General features: G+C 45.7%; 18 protein-coding genes, 1 tRNA gene and 1 pseudogene. 11 read left to right on the forward strand and 9 right to left on the reverse strand.

The window, feature by feature from the left end:
• Positions 1 to 100: 100 nt before the first annotated feature.
• From QUB16_RS24545 to QUB16_RS24555, 3 genes are all read right to left on the reverse strand, one after another.
• Positions 101 to 174 (reverse strand) — tRNA-Asp (locus tag QUB16_RS24545).
• Between the two features lie 56 nt (positions 175 to 230).
• Positions 231 to 1,451, reverse strand: coding sequence for an esterase-like activity of phytase family protein (locus QUB16_RS24550; protein ID WP_333320154.1), 1,221 nt, complete (start codon positions 1,449 to 1,451; stop codon positions 231 to 233).
• Entirely contained in the window at positions 1,448 to 3,241 is a 1,794-nt protein-coding gene (locus QUB16_RS24555; RefSeq protein WP_333320156.1) for a TM0106 family RecB-like putative nuclease, read from the reverse strand. The genes QUB16_RS24550 and QUB16_RS24555 overlap by 4 nt, the downstream gene beginning before the upstream one ends.
• A 158-nt stretch (positions 3,242 to 3,399) precedes the next feature.
• Between QUB16_RS24555 and QUB16_RS24560 the strand changes: the two genes are divergently transcribed.
• The 3 genes from QUB16_RS24560 to QUB16_RS24570 all read left to right on the forward strand — a co-directional run bounded on the left by QUB16_RS24560 (position 3,400) and on the right by QUB16_RS24570 (position 5,507).
• The gene (locus tag QUB16_RS24560) at positions 3,400 to 4,641 is read left to right on the forward strand and encodes an aminotransferase class V-fold PLP-dependent enzyme (protein WP_333320158.1); all 1,242 of its coding nucleotides are present in this window, start codon (positions 3,400 to 3,402) and stop codon (positions 4,639 to 4,641) included.
• Positions 4,642 to 4,878: 237 nt separating this feature from the next.
• A complete protein-coding gene (locus QUB16_RS24565; RefSeq protein WP_190744673.1) occupies positions 4,879 to 5,103 on the forward strand; it encodes a DUF2281 domain-containing protein in 225 nt (74 codons plus the stop codon).
• The gene (locus tag QUB16_RS24570) at positions 5,103 to 5,507 is read left to right on the forward strand and encodes a type II toxin-antitoxin system VapC family toxin (protein ID WP_333141637.1); all 405 of its coding nucleotides are present in this window, start codon (positions 5,103 to 5,105) and stop codon (positions 5,505 to 5,507) included. The genes QUB16_RS24565 and QUB16_RS24570 overlap by 1 nt, the downstream gene beginning before the upstream one ends.
• A gap of 146 nt (positions 5,508 to 5,653) precedes the next feature.
• On the opposite strand, the gene QUB16_RS24575 is transcribed toward QUB16_RS24570, so the two are convergent.
• Together QUB16_RS24575 and QUB16_RS24580 are read right to left on the reverse strand one after the other, a co-directional pair.
• Positions 5,654 to 5,908, reverse strand: a complete 255-nt coding sequence (locus tag QUB16_RS24575) for a hypothetical protein (protein WP_333320160.1) — start codon at positions 5,906 to 5,908, stop codon at positions 5,654 to 5,656.
• A 268-nt stretch (positions 5,909 to 6,176) separates the two neighbouring features.
• A complete protein-coding gene (locus tag QUB16_RS24580; RefSeq protein ID WP_333320162.1) occupies positions 6,177 to 7,406 on the reverse strand; it encodes a ferrochelatase in 1,230 nt (409 codons plus the stop codon).
• Positions 7,407 to 8,118: 712 nt separating this feature from the next.
• Here QUB16_RS24580 and QUB16_RS24585 point away from each other — a divergent pair.
• The 4 genes from QUB16_RS24585 (at position 8,119) to QUB16_RS24600 (ending at position 11,746) form a co-directional block, all read left to right on the forward strand.
• The gene (locus QUB16_RS24585; RefSeq protein WP_333320163.1) at positions 8,119 to 8,703 is read left to right on the forward strand and encodes a hypothetical protein; all 585 of its coding nucleotides are present in this window, start codon (positions 8,119 to 8,121) and stop codon (positions 8,701 to 8,703) included.
• Positions 8,696 to 9,421 carry a DUF3120 domain-containing protein gene (locus QUB16_RS24590; RefSeq protein ID WP_333320165.1) on the forward strand — a complete coding sequence of 242 codons (726 nt, stop codon included), beginning with the start codon at positions 8,696 to 8,698 and terminating at the stop codon, positions 9,419 to 9,421. Before QUB16_RS24585 ends, QUB16_RS24590 begins: the two co-directional genes overlap by 8 nt.
• 195 nt (positions 9,422 to 9,616) lie before the next feature.
• Positions 9,617 to 10,465: an alpha/beta hydrolase gene (locus tag QUB16_RS24595; protein ID WP_333320167.1), complete on the forward strand. Its 849-nt coding sequence runs from the start codon at positions 9,617 to 9,619 to the stop codon at positions 10,463 to 10,465.
• Positions 10,466 to 10,573: 108 nt separating this feature from the next.
• Positions 10,574 to 11,746 (forward strand): pentapeptide repeat-containing protein, encoded by a 1,173-nt coding sequence (locus QUB16_RS24600; protein ID WP_333320168.1) that lies wholly within the window; start codon positions 10,574 to 10,576, stop codon positions 11,744 to 11,746.
• A gap of 166 nt (positions 11,747 to 11,912) precedes the next feature.
• Here the strand turns inward: QUB16_RS24600 and QUB16_RS24605 are convergent, their stop codons facing one another.
• The 4 genes from QUB16_RS24605 to ggt all read right to left on the reverse strand — a co-directional run bounded on the left by QUB16_RS24605 (position 11,913) and on the right by ggt (position 15,373).
• Complete coding sequence (locus QUB16_RS24605; RefSeq protein ID WP_333320170.1) at positions 11,913 to 12,077, reverse strand: hypothetical protein; 165 nt, start codon at positions 12,075 to 12,077, stop codon at positions 11,913 to 11,915.
• Positions 12,078 to 12,095: 18 nt separating this feature from the next.
• Positions 12,096 to 12,227, reverse strand: a complete 132-nt coding sequence (locus QUB16_RS24610; protein WP_333320172.1) for a hypothetical protein — start codon at positions 12,225 to 12,227, stop codon at positions 12,096 to 12,098.
• A gap of 6 nt (positions 12,228 to 12,233) precedes the next feature.
• The gene (locus QUB16_RS24615) at positions 12,234 to 13,115 is read right to left on the reverse strand and encodes a choice-of-anchor L family PEP-CTERM protein (RefSeq protein WP_333320174.1); all 882 of its coding nucleotides are present in this window, start codon (positions 13,113 to 13,115) and stop codon (positions 12,234 to 12,236) included.
• 530 nt (positions 13,116 to 13,645) lie between these two features.
• Entirely contained in the window at positions 13,646 to 15,373 is a 1,728-nt protein-coding gene (gene ggt / locus QUB16_RS24620) for a gamma-glutamyltransferase (protein ID WP_333320175.1), read from the reverse strand.
• Positions 15,374 to 16,193: 820 nt separating this feature from the next.
• On the opposite strand from ggt, the gene QUB16_RS24625 reads away from it, so the two are divergent.
• From QUB16_RS24625 to QUB16_RS24640, 4 genes and pseudogenes are all read left to right on the forward strand, one after another.
• Positions 16,194 to 17,225, forward strand: coding sequence for a glycosyltransferase family 2 protein (locus QUB16_RS24625; RefSeq protein WP_333320177.1), 1,032 nt, complete (start codon positions 16,194 to 16,196; stop codon positions 17,223 to 17,225).
• A 97-nt stretch (positions 17,226 to 17,322) separates the two neighbouring features.
• Positions 17,323 to 17,550, forward strand: coding sequence for a hypothetical protein (locus tag QUB16_RS24630; RefSeq protein WP_333320179.1), 228 nt, complete (start codon positions 17,323 to 17,325; stop codon positions 17,548 to 17,550).
• 152 nt (positions 17,551 to 17,702) lie between these two features.
• Positions 17,703 to 18,479: a DUF1350 family protein gene (locus tag QUB16_RS24635; protein ID WP_333320180.1), complete on the forward strand. Its 777-nt coding sequence runs from the start codon at positions 17,703 to 17,705 to the stop codon at positions 18,477 to 18,479.
• A gap of 115 nt (positions 18,480 to 18,594) precedes the next feature.
• A pseudogene (locus QUB16_RS24640) lies at positions 18,595 to 19,370 on the forward strand (transposase); the annotation flags it as partial.
• Positions 19,371 to 19,444: the final 74 nt, after the last annotated feature.

Consider the following 19,444-nt stretch of genomic DNA (forward strand, 5'->3'; position numbering starts at 1 on the left):
GGCTTTGTGAAACAAACGCTTGTACTGTGCTAACTCAGTACAAGCGGTTATTTTTCAGCATATCGCCTTTTTCAGCAATCTGAACATTTTCTATTTTGAACGGGACAGACGGGGCTCGAACCCGCAACTTCCGCCGTGACAGGGCGGTGCTCTAACCAATTGAACTACTGTCCCTCGTTTTGCCGTTTTTTCAGGCACAATTTCTATTATGCCTATAACTTCACCTTTTGTCAAGAGGTTTTTTGAACTTTTATTTGGAAGCCCAAAATTTGAGTCTCTTGCAGCGGACTGAAGTTGTTGTCACTCACCAAAATCAGACCTCTGCTAGCATCCGCCAGGACGGGGCCAAATGTCAACCCCTCAATGTTGTCTAGGGGAATTTTCAGGGTTTCCAAATCCAGCAGCAGGCGTTTTTGAGCGGGAGAAACCTCGCTGAGACGGCTTTTGAGGCTTTCGAGTGCTTCAATACGATCGCTCTTTTCCAGAGAAATCTCAAAAATTCTGATAGTTGTGCCGGTTTCCAGGGAGAAAGCACGCTCTAAACTCAGCAAGCGGTTATCGTCGATCGCCAACAAATCCACTAAACCGTTGCTAGTTAATTTTCCCACAGGATTCGCACCAGCGGGTAGCGGTTCGGTAATGTAGAGAAACGATGCTTCTGGATTGCCGCTCACCGCATCGTAGCGCAAAATCCGGCACGGGCTCCCGGTTTCCAGGGAAGCTACGGCGCCATCTTGAACCAAGGCGTTTTCGGTAGCTGTAAATAGGTATTTGCGATCGGGCGTTAAAGTTAAACTTTCAAAAGCGAGATTGTTGCGGATGCCTTTACTGCCTTTGTCGTCGGCCAAAAATAGTTCAGGAATTGCCAGCGTTTTCAGGAGTTTACCATCGAGGGAGAACTCTTTGATAAAAGGATTTATTTGGCGCTCGACATCTCCCTCAGAAGAAACAAACACGCTATTGCCAGTAAAAGCTATCCCTTCGGGATCTAAACTTAATTCAGGAAAACTTTTGCCGTTTTCATCTAATAAATTAGTGACACCAGTAAAAGCAATTTGCTCTTTTTCCAGTTTACCAGATGGCAAGTTGATTTTGAGAGTATAGAAGCGCGCCGGAGCCTTGCTGCTGCGGTCATCAGAAATGGCATAATAAACTTGTTTTTCGGCATCATAAGTAATGCCCGAAAGTCCGCCAATTTCCGTCCCCTGAAACGGAGAACCTGTAGGAAATATTGCTCTGCCGATAAAATCTATTTTCGTAACAGCGAAAGATTGAGCTGACTGGTGTACCCAAATAGCAACAGTTGCTGCCATCAAAAAACAGACAATAAATATAGTTGCTTTTGCTAGCTTTCGCATTTTACCAATAAATACATTATTACCTACCTTCTTTTTCCATTCCTTTTTTTGCGTCGCTTCGCGTCTTCGCGGTTGGTTAAATCTGAAAATCACGGCTCATGATTTAGCAAAAAATTTGTCAACCAATCTTTAACTATGTATGTAGCACGACAGTCGTCCTCATTGTACCGGACGATCGCCTCCAAGAGCGATCGATCGCCGGTTTTGAGCCAATCGTCGTACCAGCAGACGCACTGAGCACCATTAGCCTTAGCATCTCGCCAGTCAAAACCCAGCCAGCGCGCAATTGGTTTGAGTGCGTAACTTTCCACCGGCATAATCGCCTTTTGCGTCACTTGTTTGTGAATATCTACAAACCGTTTCAGCACCGGTTTCCACAAATAAGCTGGAGTATTGTAAAGTTTAGCCAGCCGCTTAAATGTCTTGACTTCGTAGTCGCAAAAGTGGAAAATCGGAGCAATGGGATAAGCCCACATTAATTCTAAAAATTGCTGCCAGATTGCACCTTCCTCGGCTGCTGATTCTGCTAAAAAACCGTGGAATTTTTCCGTATTGTTGGATCTGTCAACAACTAAGACTCCGTGGAGGTAATCCAAGTTTAACTCTGGTTCCGCTTCAATGTCAAAGTAGAGTTCGATTGGGGCGATCGGCAAAAACACAGATTGAGAATAGGGAATTGGTTTCTTGCGGAGAATTGGCGCAGGTATAGAAGATGTCGCAGGTTTATTTTCTCTAATTTTTACTTCTTCAACTGCGATGTCATTCAAGATATTGTCTACAATATCTGGTACTATTTCAGATGAGTTAAGTTCTTCGGAATTCTCACTTCTACGTTCTTCTCGATCGTTAATCCGTGTATCCGTGTCAAAATCCGTGTCGTGCCTTCCTTCTTCCTTCTTCCTTCTTCCTTCTTCCCGCAACAGCGGTTGATTTAGCAAGTGCGATTGAGCTTGCTGCACAACATCAAAAGCAACTCTGTCAGGGAATTCTGGATACTCAGCCAGCAGTTCGGAACTAGCATTAGCGAGAGCTTCAACATCAGTAATTTCGAGAGTTTTTAGTCTAGCATAGCGGCTGGCCGTAACTCCCGGCAATAACGAAAGATGTTTAATAGATTCCGCTTCGGCGTGACAGATAGTATACCAACCGCAAAGATTGCACTTTTGCCGGGAAATGAACACCTCTGGTTTATCCCGATTTTCTATCATCTGAATGCAATCATCTAAAATCTCGAACATCTGAGGAGTTCGCTGGTCTAGATTCACCTGCCACCACCCTTTTTTTCGCAGCATCAGCCACGCAGTCTCTGGCATTGTTTCCTGTACGGAAGCTAAAACTTGGGCGTGAAAAGCTGCGATAATTTGATACTCTTGTTTTGGTCGCTTGCTAAGCCAAATATCCGCAGTAATATAACTCCAATTGCCAAAATTTGATTGTCCCGGCTGTTTGATTAATAAATGGGGGCGGCTGATCAGGGTAATGTTTGAAGAGTGCAGATTGGAGGATGAAATATCAAGGGGAGTTTCGGGAATTTCGCCAAATTCTGGGAAATATTGACTGTCAATTCCTACCATAGAAGTTGTTGCGCCGTTGGTTTGGCCGAATTCGCCCTGGATCAGAACTCCTCGGTAAATGCGATCGACCCCTTGCTGCATTAAACTCAATGTAGCGGCCGCGCCGGCTTCCCAATCCCCTCTAGGATAATATGGTTGTTGGTAAGTCTCGTATTCCAAAGCTTGCTGCTGGTATGCCGCACTGTCGCGCATCAGTTTCAGCAAAAAGTCGCTGGGGGGATCTAGTTGTTTCCAGTCTCCGCAGGTGTCTAAAAATGCTCGGAGATGGCATCGCTGATAGGAAAGTAGCAGTTTGTCAGTTATTAACATTTAGTATTCGCAAGGCATAGAATAATTAGAAGGAAAGCACGACACGGATTTTGACACGGATACACGGATTGATTATTTAGCTTGAGGCCAAATCAAAGGATAGAAAGTTCACACCATCAGTTATTCAATATTAACGTTATCAATAATTACAAAAAAAAATGACAAAGGACAATCACCGGCAACAATTCCCAGCTTTGGCCAATAAAGCTTATTTTAACTACGGCGGACAAGGGCCGCTGCCTGAGCCTGCTTTAGAGGCGATTTATGAGGCTTACAAACGGGTGCAGCTTGGGGGGCCGTTTTCGGGGGAGGTGGGGGCTTGGGTGGTTCAGGAGGCGATGCTGACGCGACGGGCGATCGCATCTGAGTTGACGGTACCTCCTGAAACCATCGCCCTAACTGAAGATGTCACCGTCGGCTGCAATATTGCGCTGTGGGGCATTGACTGGAAAGCAGGCGACCATTTGCTGCTTTCTGATTGCGAACACCCCGGCATTGTAGCTAGTGTAATGGAACTTCAGCGCCGTTTCAACATTGAGGTTTCGATTTGTCCGTTGGCGGCTACTTTGAATGAGGGCGATCCTGTGGCGGTGATTGCTGATAGTTTGCGGCCAAATACTCGCTTGTTGGTTATCAGTCACATTTTGTGGAATACTGGCCAAGTTTTGCCTCTGGCTGAGATTGTGAAAGTGTGTCATGAACCCCCCCTAACCCCCCCTTGGCAAGGGGGGGGACAAGAGGAGTTCTCCCTGGTTCAAGGGGGGTTACAAGAGGAATTGCCTGCAAAGCATCACAAAGTTAGAGTATTAGTTGATGCGGCTCAATCTGTGGGGGTTTTGCCTTTAAATTTGATTGAATCGGGGGTTGATTTTTATGCTTTTACTGGTCACAAATGGTGGTGCGGCCCGGAAGGTTTGGGGGGACTTTATGTGAGTGCGGAAGCTTTGGCAGATTTGCATCCGGTGTTTATCGGTTGGCGCGGAATTGTAACGGATGCTAATGCTAAAGTTCTTGGCTGGAAACCTGGATCGCAGCGCTATGAAATTGCGACTTCGGCTTATCCTTTGTATGCGGGTTTGCGGAGTGCGATCGCCCTGCAACATGAATGGGGTACGATCGAGGAAAGGTATGCAGAAATTTGCCGTTTGAGTAAGTATCTCTGGGAGCGTTTGTCGGAACTTCCCGATGTGGAATGTTTGCGGACATCTGCGCCGGAAGCTGGTTTGGTTTCGTTTCGATTAAGTAATGGGATGCCGCACAAAAAGCTTGTCGATTTGTTGGAAAAACAGGGAATTATGGTAAGGACTATTCTTAATCCTGATTGTGTGCGGGCTTGTGTTCACTATTTTACAACTGAGGCGGAGATTGATAAGTTGGTTGGGGCGATCGCTATAGTGTAAAGTGCGTCGCCTTGAGCTATTTCAAATAGCTGGAAAATCTCATAGCGACGCACCTACAAAATTAGGGGCGATCGCACTCCACTCCGAAAAATATTATTTCAAACTAGGATGCAAGAGGCGTTAGTTTTTTGTGGGATTTACCTTATAATATGGTAAGTATGTTACCAGCACATTTTTTAAATTTGGTAAGTAAAAGCGTGAAGATAATTTTAGAGTAATTACGGAGGGCAATAAACGATGAATTTAGAGCAAGCAGTTTTAGATAAGTTGCGGGCATTGCCCCCTGAACGACAGCAAGAAGTTTTAGATTTTGCTGAATTTCTTCAACAAAAAACTATGGCTAAACGACCGCTAAAGAGTGTCAAAGGGTTGTGTGCTGACTTAAAAGTAGATATTACGGAAGAAGACATCGCCCAAGCCCGACAAGAAATGTGGGCAAATTTTCCCAGGGAGATTGTTTGATGCCCTCAGTCGTAGCAGATACCCATACCCTAATTTGGTACATTTTTGAACTGCCAAGATTGTCGCCAGCAGCATTAACAGCATTAGAACAAGCGGTTAATGAGGGAAATTTTATCTACTTTTCCGCAATTACAATTGTAGAAATTTCTTACTTGATTGAGCGAGGGCGTTTGGCAGGCGAGGTGCTGACACGAGTTTTAAATGCTGCGGACGATCCAAATGTGGGGATTATGCTAGCACCTTTGGATCGCAATATCTCGGCAACTATTCAACAAATTGACAGGGCAACGGTTCCTGATATGCCAGACAGGATTATTGCCGCCACTGCTTTATCTTTGAGTCTTCCGTTAGTCACCCGCGACGCAAAAATTCAAGCGTTAACTACTATTCAAACAATTTGGTGAGTATGAGGGGAATTTACCATGCTTTTCCGCATCCAGGAATAACAGTAGATTCAATGATTGTAGGGCCTTTAATAAGTCTGATGTCGATAACTGTGCATTTTTTGGCAGTTTTGTTTTCAGAAACCTGATTTATTAATCGAAATTAATCATTTAGCAAATCGATTTAAGTCTAATTTAATCAAAGTTTCAGATAACCATTTTTCTGCTTCATCATAAGTAAAGCCACGAGACGATTTGGCAACCTTAGCCATATATTCACGGTAGATAGTAGAAGGATTAGAGCCTATATCAACAGACCAATGAGGTTGATTTAAATCCGGTATTCTTCCTCCAACATTCCAGCAATAAACAACGGTTGGTAATACCTGGCTTTTAACAAAGAGGGAAACTTTTTTCTTCATACTTTTTTCTAAAATTGCGATCGCTCTCTCAATAATAAAGCAAATCGCCCTTTCCCTAAAAACAACAAAGGACGATCGACCTTTTCACCTCAATTAATCGAACTCACGCACTCAATTAGTATCGCCGGGGCGGGTTTATCTAGATTGTTTGTGAGCCTCAAATATTATCTGTAAAACCCGCCCCTACAGGCATGTAGGGGCGGGTTTTACCAGCCATCTATGTGGGAAACCAAGAATATAATAAACCCGCCCCCACCCAAGGACTCAATTAATGACTGTGCCCGTGCCCGCCATGAGAATGCCCGTGCTCACCATGAGAATGGCCGTGTTCACCATGAGAATGCCCGTGTCCGCCATGAGAATGCCCGTGCCCTTCGTGAGAATGCGCGTGCTCGCGGTGCGCGGAAGCCAAACTCGGATTAACAGCGATCGCCGTCTCACTCAACAACGCTTCAATCTGCGGATTTGCCCACTCTGCCGCCATTTTCAGGAACTCAGGATGGTCGTTAACGCAAGGCAATTTGCGGTAAGTAACTCCTTGACGCTGTTTCTGCAAAGACTCAATAATGTGGTCTACATCTAACAATGTTTCGTGATTTTCTGTCGCAAATCCGATCGGCATAAAGACGATCGCAGTTGCACCCAGATCGATCAAATTCTTCGCAGCCAACGTCGCATCCGGCTGCGTCCATTCAATCAGCGGTGTGTCGTGATTCAGCCAACCCACCGAAATCAAAGGATAGCGATACATCAAACGTTCCCGCACGCGATCGTACAAAGCTTGACTTTCCACAATTCCCGAAGTAAAGCCCTTCGCCTTGTGCGGACAACCGTGATTCATCAGCACAATCCCAATCTGAGAAGGCAAATGCGCTACAGCTAAATCGTTCTTAATTTCCTCTTCTACCAAATCCGCCATTAGCTGGATGTAAGCAGGTTCATCGTAAAAAGAAGGAATGTAGCGCTGTCCTTTTACCCAATGTTCTTTGCCATCAAAGGTTTGTGCTAAAGCTTTATTCACCTGTTCGACTGCAATGCCGCTGGTGAAAACAGAATCAACTACCAACAGCGGATAAATCAGAATTTTGTCAAATCCTTCTGCTTGAATTTGCGGAATTACTTGTTCCGGCAAAAACGGCGCGCAAAAGTTAAAAGCTTTGAACACTTTTACTTTATCGCCCCATTTCTCCTGTAAATTCTTTTCAATCCCAGCGCGCTGCTGTTCAAAAATTGCATTGTGCGGCGAAACGAATTGACCGTGTTGGTGACTCCACTCGTGCAAGTCAAAGATTGCTAAAATCTTCGCCAGCGGCGGATAAATCCAAAGCGGTACTGGCGCAAACTTTGCCGTAAGCAAATTTAAAGCTTGTTCGTTGTAGTTGGCAAAATCGTCGTAGCTTTCGACTTCGCCATAACCCATCAGCAATACAGCAACGCGATCGTTACTTGCGGGTGCTGCAGATGTTTTGAAATCGATTTTTTCTGGAGAAGCAACCACTTTGTAGTCCTCAATTTTATTTATTCTAAGAGATCCAGGCAGGATGAAGGGGGAATCGGAGATTTTTCATTGTGTGCGATCGCACGACTGACGTGCGCGGGGCTGATTCCCGGTTTCTTGGCCCATACTTCCCGGTTAAACCTCTTATTTATCCTAGAAACCGGATTGATGGGCATCACTCCTAAGTAGGTTTTTTGACCAAGAATTTCAAAGGTGGTACCCGCCACGTGATTTATCCGTGGAATCAATCCCAAATCGAAAATCCTCACACCGCCGCATTTATCCGTGGGGTCAATCTCAAATCTAAAATCTCAAATCTAAAATCGATTGACCCTGACCCGAAATTCGTAGGGCAGCTAAGTTGGCAGGCCTCTAATTTTCACAATCCTGTTTCTTTAAGCTTTTGTGGGGTCAGCTTCGACGCCGCCCCAAAAGTTAAATCTAAATACAGAACAGCTTAAAACTAGAATCAGCCTTTGCTAAGCTTGACAGGGCATGGGGCCGGGGGGGATAACTTTTATGTTTTCTTAAGACTCCCTGACCTTGCCTCAGATTAATGCGGTTTGGAGCGTTCCCAGCTTTTAACTTGGGGGGATACTCTTCAAACTTGACTCTATTATAAGTTTAACACCCTATCCCCTGGGGTAGTATATGATATAATAGCTATATGATAAAGTTATGTTGCGAACTATATTAACTTTCTTGACGAACTATGAGACTGGTAATTTGCCCCGGAGTCCACGAACCAAAGCTAACCGACTGTTTCCTGGCGGGACTTTCGGGGCTTTGGGGACTGGCAGCCGATCGCCAAAACCAGCAAATAGTCGATCGTGTCAAGATTTTTCCCGCTCATAAATATCCGCCTTTTTCAGCTCTTGACATATTGCACTTTTTGTGCAGCGAAGAGTTAGCAGGAGAAAGTCTAGTATTTGTCAGCTTTTCGGCAGGAGTAGCCGGGGCGATCGGGGCGGCTTGGATGTGGCAGCAACTCGGCGGCAAAGTCGGGGCTTTTTTTGCCTTAGACGGTTGGGGAGTACCCCTGGGGGGCAATTTTCCGATCCACCGAATCAGCCACGATCGCTTTACACACTGGAGTTCGGCAATTCTCGGTGGCGATGGAGAAAGCTTTTATGCAGATCCCGCGATCGAACACTTGGATTTGTGGCGAAATCCCCAAACGGCAAAAGGCTGGCACGTCAGCCAAACCGCCGCCGGCATTGAGACTGTCGCACCCACAACCGCAGCAAAATTTTTAGTCCACCTATTGAAACAATACGGAGTCCAATCAGTTGTTTAATCAAAATTTAGTATCCTCAGCGATCGCACCTATTGCCACCATCGCCCGCCTCGACAATTCTGTCACTTCAGCCACAACAAACAGCCTCAAACCGTGGTTAATATTTAGTGCCTCAGCATTTTTAGTCTCAATTCCAGTCTTCGTGCAAGCACCCTTAGTTCGCTTATATCCAACCATCAGTTTGCTGTCAACTATCCCCTGGTTCGTTCTGAGTTTAATTCTAATTTTCCGCCCCAAAACACAACTTTGGGGAGATTTATTATTAGGATTTGCCGGATGTTGGCTCGCAGGTTCTATCTATTGGGGCTGGTTCAGATGGGAACCTATTTTACATCTACCTATAGAAGCAATTGGCTTGCCTTTTGCTATTTGGTGCTTGGACAAATCTTGGGGAAAAGTTGGCAGCTATTTTTACTTGGGTTCGCTATTTGGCACTGCCATTACCGATTTATATTTTTATTTAACAGGGTTGATGCCCTACTGGCGCCAAGTGATGCACGCGGAACCGGAATTAGCAATGCCGATTTTTCAAAGTGCGATCGGTCAAATCGAAACTCCTTGGGGCATAGGCTGTGCTTTAGTTTTAATCGCTGTGTTGCTAACAGTCGGTTTACTGAGTTTGCGCGGCACGCAACTGCACTGGCGCGCGTTTAGCGGCGCGGTGTTAAGCACGCTTTTGGTAGATGGTTTATTTTGGCTGGCTGCTTCTGCGGCTTAAGATTTATGATTGGTTCCTATGTTGGTAATTTTTGACCGCAGATGTGGGCGGATTGACGCAGATTAACGCAGATTTTTTTGATGGGTGTAGTCTTGAGATTCCTGACTTCTTTAAGAAGGCGGGAATTTTGGTATTTACTGAACAATTATGAGTTAAAATCTAAAATCTAAAATCTCAGAATCCCAAATCAATATCATGTCTTTCATTTCAATTCGCGGTGTAGAACATTATTACGAGTGGATAACGGCAGATAACAGTACCCAACCTAGCGGGAAACCAGTGATGGTATTTCTGCACGGCTGGGCGGGCTCAGCGCGCTACTGGGAAAGCACGGCACGGGCTATTGCTGATGATTTTGATTGTTTGCTTTACGATATGAGAGGTTTTGGTCGATCGCCCTTGCCGAAAGAGCCTCCTGAGTCCAGCTACGAACTCGAAACCTATGCCCGCGATTTAGCTGAATTATTAGAATCTCTGAATTTAAGCCGCGTCTTTCTCAATGCTCACTCTACAGGTGCATCAATTGCTACTTTATTTCTCAACCTTTACCCCGAAAAAGTAGAGAAAGCAATTCTCACTTGCAGCGGAATTTTTGAATACGACGAAAAATCTTTTACAACTTTTCACAAATTCGGTGGCTATGTGGTAAAATTTAGACCATCTTGGCTGGCATCGATTCCTTTTGCCGATCGGCTATTTATGGCCCGGTTTTTGCGCCGTTCCCTGCCCACAGAGGTCAGTCTGGCGTTTCTGAAGGATTTTTTAATGGCAGACGAGCAAGCTGCTATAGGTACAATGGTGACAGCCGTCAGCAAAAGAGCAGCCGAGGAAATGCCCCAAGAATTTGCGCGGCTGAGTGTTCCCACACTGCTTGTGGCCGGAGAATTTGACCAAATTATCCCCGCCGTCATGGGAGAGCAAGCGGCCTCCCTCAGCAAAAAAGTAGAATTTGTTATAATTCCGAATACGGCTCACTTTCCGATGCTGGAGGATGCTGCAACATACTTGCAGCGAATTCGAGAATTTTTGCCAGCAGCGGCTTAGCTGAGTTATTGTTCATCTAATGCACGATCGGACAAGCAAGCTTTGAGAACGGCTTTTGCTCCGATCTTAATTTTTAATTCCTAATTTCTTAAAGCGAAAGGTGGTACAATGAACGACCTCGACCAATACTATAAAGTGCTGGGACTGTTGCCGGGAGCTTCCAGAGAAGAAATTAGCCAAGCCTACAAGGATTTAGCGTTCATTTGGCACCCCGATCGCATCCCCAAAGACAATCCCAGACTACTACAGAAAGCTGAAGAAAAGATTAAGGAAATTAATCAAGCTCGCGAACAATTGCGATCGATTCAACCAAGAGGTCAGAATCAGAACGTTCAGCACAAACATACTCAGCACAAACACACCCAGCACCAAAACACCCAGCACAAACACACCCAGCAACAAAACGCTCAGTACAGAAACACTCAGCAACAAACTACCCAGCAACAAAACGCTCAGTACAAAAACACTCAGCAACAAAATACCCAGCAACAAAATACTCAGTACAAAAACACCCAGCAACAAAACACCCAGCAACAAAATACTCAGTACAGAAACACCCAGCAACAAAACACCCAGCAACAAAACACCCAGCAACCCAATACTCAGTACCAAAACACTCAGTACCAAAACACTCAGTACCAAAACACTCAGCAACCCAATACTCAGTACCAAAACACTCAGTACCAAAACACTCAGTACAGAAATACTCAGTATCCAAACACCCAGCACCAAAACACCCAGCCACCACCGGCCAACCCAAAAGAACCCCGCTACTCTTCGGAACCCTCTTCAGGAAAATATCCTGGAAATTATCCGGGAAACTATGGGGGAAACCCTGCAGGGCCCTATTCAGAGGCGTCCCGCTACCAATCGCAGCCACCGCCATCTCAGTCTTACCGCCAAGCTGGGCCCCAAGCTCCCGATTTGAGCGGTTCCAACTTCCAAGGAGCCTCCTTAAAAGAAAAGGATTTTTCTGGAAGAAACTTGAGCAATGCAAACCTGAGTGAAGCCGACTTAAGTGATGCTTTTCTACACAACGTCAATCTCACAGGCGCGAATTTGCACCAAGCAAACTTGTTCCGGGCCAATTTGTTAGGAGCTTGTTTGATCAATGCCAACTTGAGAGAAAGCAACTTAATCGGAGCCGATTTGAGCGGTGCTGACTTGAGCGGTGCTGACTTGACAGGAGCGAAAATCGGTTACGGCGATCGAGTTATGGTCAAACTTACCCGGACTACATTAACAGGTACAATCTTACCCGACGGTACTGTTCATAGCTAAATTATTTAGTTTTTAGTCAGTGGTTGTAGACGCGGGTTTTACCCGCAATATTTGCTGCAACTCCACATACAAAAAAATCCGCCCTTTGCGAATTTGGGATAAAAACTTATATTCTGTCCGCTAGAACAACCGCAAGAAAATTGGTTCGTAGTGAGGGCATTCGTCGTCACAATTGTATGAGGACTTGCATTCCTCGCTGCGTACCCATAATGGTTAAATTACTTGACATCATATTACGCGATCGCGATCGCACAAACCGAGTTTTTTTACCCGGTTCAACAACTGCAACAAGGTCTTTTCCTTCATCAAACCCCCTTTCTGTCTCCAACACGGCTAATCTAGATTCATATTACAGCAACCGCCAAAATGGTTCCTGTTCTATTTTTTCCTTCTTTCTTCTCCCTTCTGCCTTCTGCCTTCTGCCTTCTGCCTTCTGCCTTCTGCCTTCTGCCTTCTGCCTTCTGCCTTCTGCCTTCAACATCCGTTATTAATTACTTGAGCCACGGCCATTGCGTAACTTTCGTCCAGCAGCCAGCATAGCGCCTCCCCCCATCAAGCCCCCCACAGTCATGGGTTCGGGAACCGGCTCAGGTTGAACCGTCCCCACAGAACCGCCTTTAATAAATACAGCAGAATCTAAATAGCCATCGCCCACATCTTTAATGCGGATGCTGAGAACATTCGTCTGATTTTGCTTGAGCAAACCCTCAAAACCTAAAACTTTAGTAAAACCGTCGAGCTTAACGATGTTAGCAGCAATACCTGTCAAACTTGGGTTGTCAATATAGTCTGGGTGATATGTAGAGCGATTATATGGATCGGGAACAAGATTATTAATCGTAACTGTTTTTCCGTCGCTCAATTTGGCCAAATTAGTGCCGTTCAGCAGCAGTTCAAAATCGTCATTAAATTCTTCATAAGCGCCGAACTCAGGAAACTCCTCAGAAGCAAATACATATTGAAAGAACAACTTTTGAACCCTGCTATCCGCAAAAAAGCTGAGGTTTAGCTGAGTCACATCCCCCCGTTCACCCTTAGCACCAAAGTCCGTGCTTAAATCGCTCTCATTTGTCGTGAAGTTATCTTTCAGATTCTGACCCGGTATATCGGCCACTCTACCAGTGCTGAGAACCACACCTGATGTCAAACCGAAGGGGTCATTAGTGAAAGTACCAAAAGCAGCCGAATTCCCCGTAATTGAAACAGAGAAATTACTCAACCCGGCTGTATTAGCCCCCAATAAATTATTTTTCAAAGTCTCAGTGTTATTAGTTGCCCCTACCGAAAATGCCATTGCTGGCGCTGCCAACAAACTCAGAGCAGTAGTTAATGTAGCTGTTAAGGCAGCAATTTTGTGAGTAATTAGCATAAATTTTTCCTGGAAGATACAAACCTGATCCTATGCACAACTTAATTTTGACATTATATAAGTATTAATGTCTAGTGCCTTTACAATAACTTTACACATAAGTGTATATACGCTTTTTGTGGTTAAATTTTTTGGTACTTCTTGGCAATTAGTCAGCCTATAAACCTCATGGCAAAAATACGGATGCAAAAATACACGTACACAGCTAATAATTTCATGACTGACGCACGGGAAACCCAAAAACCCCGGTTTTGATACCGTTGGCGCTCTCCCTAATGACTAATGACTAATGACTAATGACTAATGACTAATGACTAATGACTAATAGCTAATGACTCATGAGTCATGAAAGATGACATCGCCCAAAAAAACTATACCAGCCCCCGATTCCTGTCGTAGAGAGATCAAAATTTTTGACCCTAGTTCAACATCCCAGATTCATCTGTGGAGTAGATATAAAATCCTTCGACGCTCGCGCGGCTCGACGGCTCGCCCCCGTCTAAAATCTAAAATCTCTAATCGACTGATGACTAAAACCCCCTGGCTTCTCCTTCCCCGCGCCGATCGGCAGCCCCTTCCAACCAACCGTCTGCAGTTAGGACGATCGCATTGGCATTGCCCCAGCCGTCACCTTCAACAATCTGGTGTCCCCGCCGCCGCAACTCCGAAAGCGTCGCAGCCTCAAAACCTCCCCGTTCCACCCTCAGGCGATCGGGCTGCCACTGGTGGTGAATCCTCGGTGCAGATACAGCATCGCCGACATTCATGTCGTAAACCAATACGTTCAGTACAATTTGCAACACCGTGGTAATAATCGTGCTGCCTCCGGGAGCCCCCGCAGCCAGACGAAATTTGCCATTTTCTGTCACGATGACCGGCGTCATGCTCGATAAAGGAGTCTTCCCTGGGGCGATCGAATTTGCCTCCCCGCCCACCAAACCAAACAAATTCGGCACTCCCGGCGCGACTGCAAAATCATCCATCTCGTTGTTGAGCAAAATTCCCGTACCCGCGGCCACGACTCCAGCCCCAAAACCCCCATTCACTGTAAACGTCAAGGATACCACATTGCGATCTTTGTCAACTACCGTGAGGTGGGTAGTTTCGGGAGACTCCCACACAAAGCGACTCAAAGTTTCAGCGTCAACAGCCTTTACCTCGCTGGAGGGTGTGGCTTTTGACATTTGGATTTGCGATCGTCTCAATTTGGCATAATTGGTGCTAGTCAGAGCTTTGACCGGTACCCTCACAAAATCCGGGTCGCCCAAATACTCAGCCCTGTCAGCATACGCAATCTTCATACTCTCCGCCAGCAGGTGCAAAGTATCTGGACTTTGCCTCCCCAACCTCTTGAGATCCGTATCTCCCAGAATATTTAAGATTTGCAACAAATGAACGCCGCCGGAAGAAGGAGGCGACATCGCGCAAATTTCGTAAGTGCGAAAGTTGCCGCAAACCGGATTTCGCCAAATCGGCGTATAGTTTTTCAAATCTTCGAGAGTGATAATGCCACCGTTTTTAGCCATATCGGCGGCGATCGCCCGCGCAATGTCCCCGGTATAAAAACTCTGGGGGTTTTCAGCAATCTGCCCCAAAGTCCGCGCCAAATCCCGCTGCACCAAAAGCTCACCCGGCTGGTATAAAATGCCACTGCGAGTAAAAACCTCCCGCGCCGCCGGGTTTTTGTTGAGCACATCCAGTCGTCGCCCGGTAGCCGTGGTAAACCGCGAACTTACCGGAAAGCCTTTTTCAGCCAGGGCGATCGCCGGCGCCACCACCTGTGCCCAAGGCAACTTACCATACTCGCGGTGCACCGTATAAAGTCCAGCAACAGTACCCGGAATCCCCGCCGCCAAATGCCCGTCCAGACTTGCCCTTTGGCGCACCTTCCCTTGCTTGTCGAGGTACATATCCCGCGCCGCCCGTTTCGGAGCTCGTTCCCGGAAATCCAGCGCTTGCACAGTCCCCGTCTCGGCCCGCCGCAGCAGCAAAAAACCCCCCCCGCCGATTCCCGCCGAAAAAGGCTCCACCACAGAAATTGCCAAAGCCGTAGCAGCCGCCGCATCCACTGCATTGCCGCCCTGTTGCATCAGGGCCAGCCCCGCAGCGCTCGCCAGAGGGTGAGCTGAAACTGCCATCCCCTGTTTGCTGCGCTGTTGCTGCAAGGTTGCCTGTAGCTGCTGCTGGCAGCCACCCAACACCAAGACTGTTAGGCAACAAGTATAAATTCGCACTTTACTCAAGAAATTTGGCAACATTTTTTACGGGTGAGGCGAGGATTTTTTATAGTATAATTCTACGAGGGTCTTCCCTAAGACCTAGCGGTACTGAGTTCAATCGCAGATAAATTACCTGTTATGGCAGATGGGGAAACGATTTGACCCCAGGAGGTTCTCGCGGTGAAAGAGAAATAAAGAAATGAGGGACAGCTTAGGGCAACTTAATAAGTAAACAAGTTAGAAAAAGCATCTTTTTTGAGAAAATCCTGATTTGAAAAAAGCTGATTAACGCAGAAAAACGGCGTGGCTGATTTACTGTAGGAAAAACTAAAGATGCCAATCATATAAACCAGGATTCACGGTTATGAATTTTCAAATTATTTGTGTTTCAGAGCGTGATTTAGCAACAGCAAAACCCTCAGTATTTTAGGTAATGGCTATGGTAATGCAACACATATAGCAATCCTTGCAGGAGTCGTAAATTTTTTACCCCACCCCAACCCTCCCCGAACCCGCTTGCTCGGGAGTAAGAAATTCACCAATGATTTAGGATTGCTATAGCAGACTTAAAAGATGCGATCGAATTTAGGACAACTCCAGTCCCCGGTAAAAACCCTCAATCCCTCGCACCCGTCGCCTTTGTGTCAGAAAAATGGCCCGCCAAATAATAGTCTGCACTCCGCCTGCTAAGGGCTGTCCCCTCCTTATGGCAGATCGCACTGATGTCCGTAAACCTGTTATATTGGCAGTATGTAGGCAAGTTTCCTTACTACAGGTACTTGCAAGTAAATGAGTCAGAGTGTCTGCTTCGATACGATAGTTCGGCGCACAACTACCAAACCACACCTTAATGCAAGTTATGAACAGCCAAAAAGTCAGCGTAATCATTCCTGCATTCAATGCTGCCGACACTCTGGCCGAGACAGTTGCCTCCGTACTCAATGGCACCCACAAGAATCTAGAAATTTTAATTGTTGATGACTGCTCTACTGACGCTACTGACAAAGTTGCTGCGAAGCTGGTAGAGGAAGATTCGAGAATTCAATACTTTCGGAATCCCCAAAATTACGGGGTTTCTAAGGCGAGAAATTTAATGATATATCGCGCCACAGGCCAGTATGTAGCGTTTATCGACAGCGACGATACCTGGGAACCCAACAAGCTAGAAGTTTGTTTGAAGATGCTCGCAGACAATCCTGAAGTCAAAGCTGTGGCTCACGCTTTGCGGTATTTAGACAAGCGCGGCAACAAGTTGAGTTACATTGCCACCTATCCTACCACTAAAGCAGAAATGCAGGCGATTAAGGAGACAGGCGAAAGTCCTTGGGTTTTCCCCTCTTCTGTTGTAGTCGATCGCTCTATTCTACTCCAAGAAGGCGGGTTTCCAGAAGATTGGCAGGTAGGAGAAGATACAGAGTTATTTACCAAAATTGCTCAAAAGTACGGTTTGCTAGCGGCGACAGAACCTTTGGGAAATTATCGAATTAGAGGGAACTCTCTCACAGATAAGCACTGGTTCAAAAAGCGCATAGCTTCTGATTGTGTCAAGGAAAACCAACTGCGGCGCTTGCGGGGAGAAAAAGAGTTATCGCTCAACGAGTACGAACAGTTATGTTTTAAGAATTTGCCGCTTTTGAAACGGCTAAACAAATTCCGAGAAGTTTTGGCACTGCACTACATGAGAAAGCTGGGACAAAGTTGGTTGAATCGGGAGGTTTTGCCTACTATTGTTTACGGCATCGCTACCACAGTGCTCAATCCTCAAGCTACTGTGCACAAGTGGAAATGGATGAAGACTCACGAAAAGTTGAGTCATCAAACCGCAGAAGGTATTGGTCCTTCGGCAGAATTAAACCCCCAGCGATCGCCTGAAATCGGGGGGTTCTCCTAAAGGATGTTATAGTTGTATGCGGGTTTAGTTAAGAAATTAGGTGCTGCCAATAAAGCCGAATCGACGCCGATCGCCCAGGGGCTGATTAATACGCGATATGGGGGGTTTTGAGCCGTATTTGACTGTTAATATCCTGTCGGGTCAATTACCCGCAATACCAGCTACAGCGGCTTGCAGCCGTGCGATAGGACACCATATACAAATATTTGAAAGCCGCGATCGGATGTCAGCCTTGATTTATTCGGCCGCCACCTTCAACCCTATACAGGGCGAAAATAGCAGCGATCGCCAGCCGTGCTATTTGCCCCCACAACAGTTAGAATAAATAATGTATAAGTAAAAAGGAAAGTTTTTGGAATTAAAAAATGGGTAGCAAACCCCTTTTTGAGGCCGAAAATAAAAGCAAAAATTTATAAAACATTCGGCCTTCTACCTTCAGAGGACGATCGCCTTTTTATTTGGAATTAGATTGAATTTATGGACTGGCAAGAAATTTCTGGTAACTGGGTATTAATTCCTTCAAGACCGATCGCGATCGTACATTTTCTCGGCGGTGCATTTGTGGCGACAGCACCGCAAGTCACCTATCGCTGGCTGTTAGAGGCTTTGGGGAATCAAGGATATGTTGTAGTCGCAACGCCGTTTGTCAATACTTTGGATCATATTGCGATCGCCCGCGATGTCCTCAACAAATTTGAAAATGCCCTCGATCGCCTGCGGGCCACTAAATTGCTCAAATCTTCCTATCTCCCCGTTTACGGGATGGGACACAGCATGGGATGCAAACTGCACTTGCTGATCGGTTCTGTATTTGACATAGAAAGGGCAGGCAATATTCTGATCTCTTTCAATAATTATGCGGCATCCGAAGCAATCCCGATCGTCGAGCAAATTTCCCCCGTCTTTAAAGTCGAGTTTACCCCGTCCCCCCAAGACACCAATCGCCTCGTCCAAGATAGGTATCAAATCCGGCGCAATCTTTTAGTCAAATTTAACGGCGACAACATCGACCAAACCCTGCTTTTGACCAAACTGCTAAAAGCACGATTTTCCGACATGATTACAGTTCAGACTCTAGCGGGCAACCATCAAACGCCCTTGGGGCAAGATGTTAGCTGGCCTGTGGGTCAAATTTTTACGCCCTTCGACGCGATCGGGCAATGGGTCAAACAAGAAGTGTATCGGGAATTAAATGAATTAAAACGGACAATTCTGCTGTGGCTTAATCCTATGTCCAAGGATTTTAAATCTTAAAGTTCAGATTTTAGCTTGGTGACATTAAATTTAGGAATTATCCATAAACTCTATCTGTAGTGCTTAGGTTTTACCTGACCACTACGAATAGTGTTAAAAATCCGTATCTGCGATCGTGTACCGAAAAGCTGAGCTTGCTCACCCCTCACCCTCCGACTTTGAACTGCCCTCATGTGGAAAGTTGTCAGCAGATAACCGTTGGGTAAAAATGGCCCAAATAATCCCGTGGTCTGAATTTGAATCAGAATATGCGGCCAACTTCCCCACAGAAAAGGGGGCCCCTGCTAAATCCTTTAGGCTGGCATTGGGGGCATTAATTATTAAAGAAAAATTAGGAATTAGCTCCGAGTGAAACAGTAGAACAGATCCGTGAAAACCCGTATCTGCAATACTTCATCGGTAAATCAAGCTACAGCAACGAACTCGCATTTGACCCATCACTCTTAGTACACTTTCGGCAACGAATTAGTCCCAACCTAATTAATAAAGTGAACGAACGCCTGGTTGAAAAAATGCGAGAAATCACTAAGCGTCAAACCAGAAAAAAAAAAGGATTCGGACGCCAAAAATGAGTCACCCAATCGCGGAAAATTAATCATAGATGCTACCTGTGCCCCAGCCGACATTACCTATCCGACCGACTTAGGACTATTAAACAAAGCCAGAGTTCATACCGAAAAAATTATAGACATCCTGTATAAACAGATCAAATATCCAACCAGTAAAAAACCAAGAACCTACCCTAATCTAGCAAGAAAAGACTACTTAGCAGTAGCTAAAAAAAGACAGCGCACCCGAAAAAAAAGAAGACAGGCACTAAAAAAACAACTCCAATACATTAAAAGAAATCTCGCTAATATTGAACAGCTAATCGATTCAGGTGCGACCCTAGGGCGTCGGTTCAGTATTAGGAGTTGACAAAAAAAGGACTTTATGAAATTAGCCAGTGCATGAGTTCGACTCTA

It is taken from the genome of Microcoleus sp. D3_18a_C4 (assembly GCF_036702415.1).
Taxonomy (GTDB): Bacteria; Cyanobacteriota; Cyanobacteriia; order Cyanobacteriales; family Microcoleaceae; genus Microcoleus.

What these genes read in the sequence shown, in the direction of transcription:
- QUB16_RS24555 (WP_333320156.1), bottom strand. Translation starts at nt 3,241, where the DNA reads ATGTTAATAACTGACAAACTGCTACTTTCCTATCAGCGATGCCATCTC.
- QUB16_RS24585 (WP_333320163.1), top strand. Translation starts at nt 8,119, where the DNA reads ATGAGACTGGTAATTTGCCCCGGAGTCCACGAACCAAAGCTAACCGAC.
- QUB16_RS24565 (WP_190744673.1), top strand. Translation starts at nt 4,879, where the DNA reads ATGAATTTAGAGCAAGCAGTTTTAGATAAGTTGCGGGCATTGCCCCCT.
- QUB16_RS24610 (WP_333320172.1), bottom strand. Translation starts at nt 12,227, where the DNA reads ATGTTGAAGGCAGAAGGCAGAAGGCAGAAGGCAGAAGGCAGAAGGCAG.
- QUB16_RS24595 (WP_333320167.1), top strand. Translation starts at nt 9,617, where the DNA reads ATGTCTTTCATTTCAATTCGCGGTGTAGAACATTATTACGAGTGGATA.
- QUB16_RS24630 (WP_333320179.1), top strand. Translation starts at nt 17,323, where the DNA reads ATGGGGGGTTTTGAGCCGTATTTGACTGTTAATATCCTGTCGGGTCAA.
- QUB16_RS24560 (WP_333320158.1), top strand. Translation starts at nt 3,400, where the DNA reads ATGACAAAGGACAATCACCGGCAACAATTCCCAGCTTTGGCCAATAAA.
- QUB16_RS24600 (WP_333320168.1), top strand. Translation starts at nt 10,574, where the DNA reads ATGAACGACCTCGACCAATACTATAAAGTGCTGGGACTGTTGCCGGGA.
- QUB16_RS24635 (WP_333320180.1), top strand. Translation starts at nt 17,703, where the DNA reads ATGGACTGGCAAGAAATTTCTGGTAACTGGGTATTAATTCCTTCAAGA.
- QUB16_RS24625 (WP_333320177.1), top strand. Translation starts at nt 16,194, where the DNA reads ATGAACAGCCAAAAAGTCAGCGTAATCATTCCTGCATTCAATGCTGCC.
- QUB16_RS24615 (WP_333320174.1), bottom strand. Translation starts at nt 13,115, where the DNA reads ATGCTAATTACTCACAAAATTGCTGCCTTAACAGCTACATTAACTACT.
- QUB16_RS24575 (WP_333320160.1), bottom strand. Translation starts at nt 5,908, where the DNA reads ATGAAGAAAAAAGTTTCCCTCTTTGTTAAAAGCCAGGTATTACCAACC.
- ggt (WP_333320175.1), bottom strand. Translation starts at nt 15,373, where the DNA reads ATGTTGCCAAATTTCTTGAGTAAAGTGCGAATTTATACTTGTTGCCTA.
- QUB16_RS24570 (WP_333141637.1), top strand. Translation starts at nt 5,103, where the DNA reads ATGCCCTCAGTCGTAGCAGATACCCATACCCTAATTTGGTACATTTTT.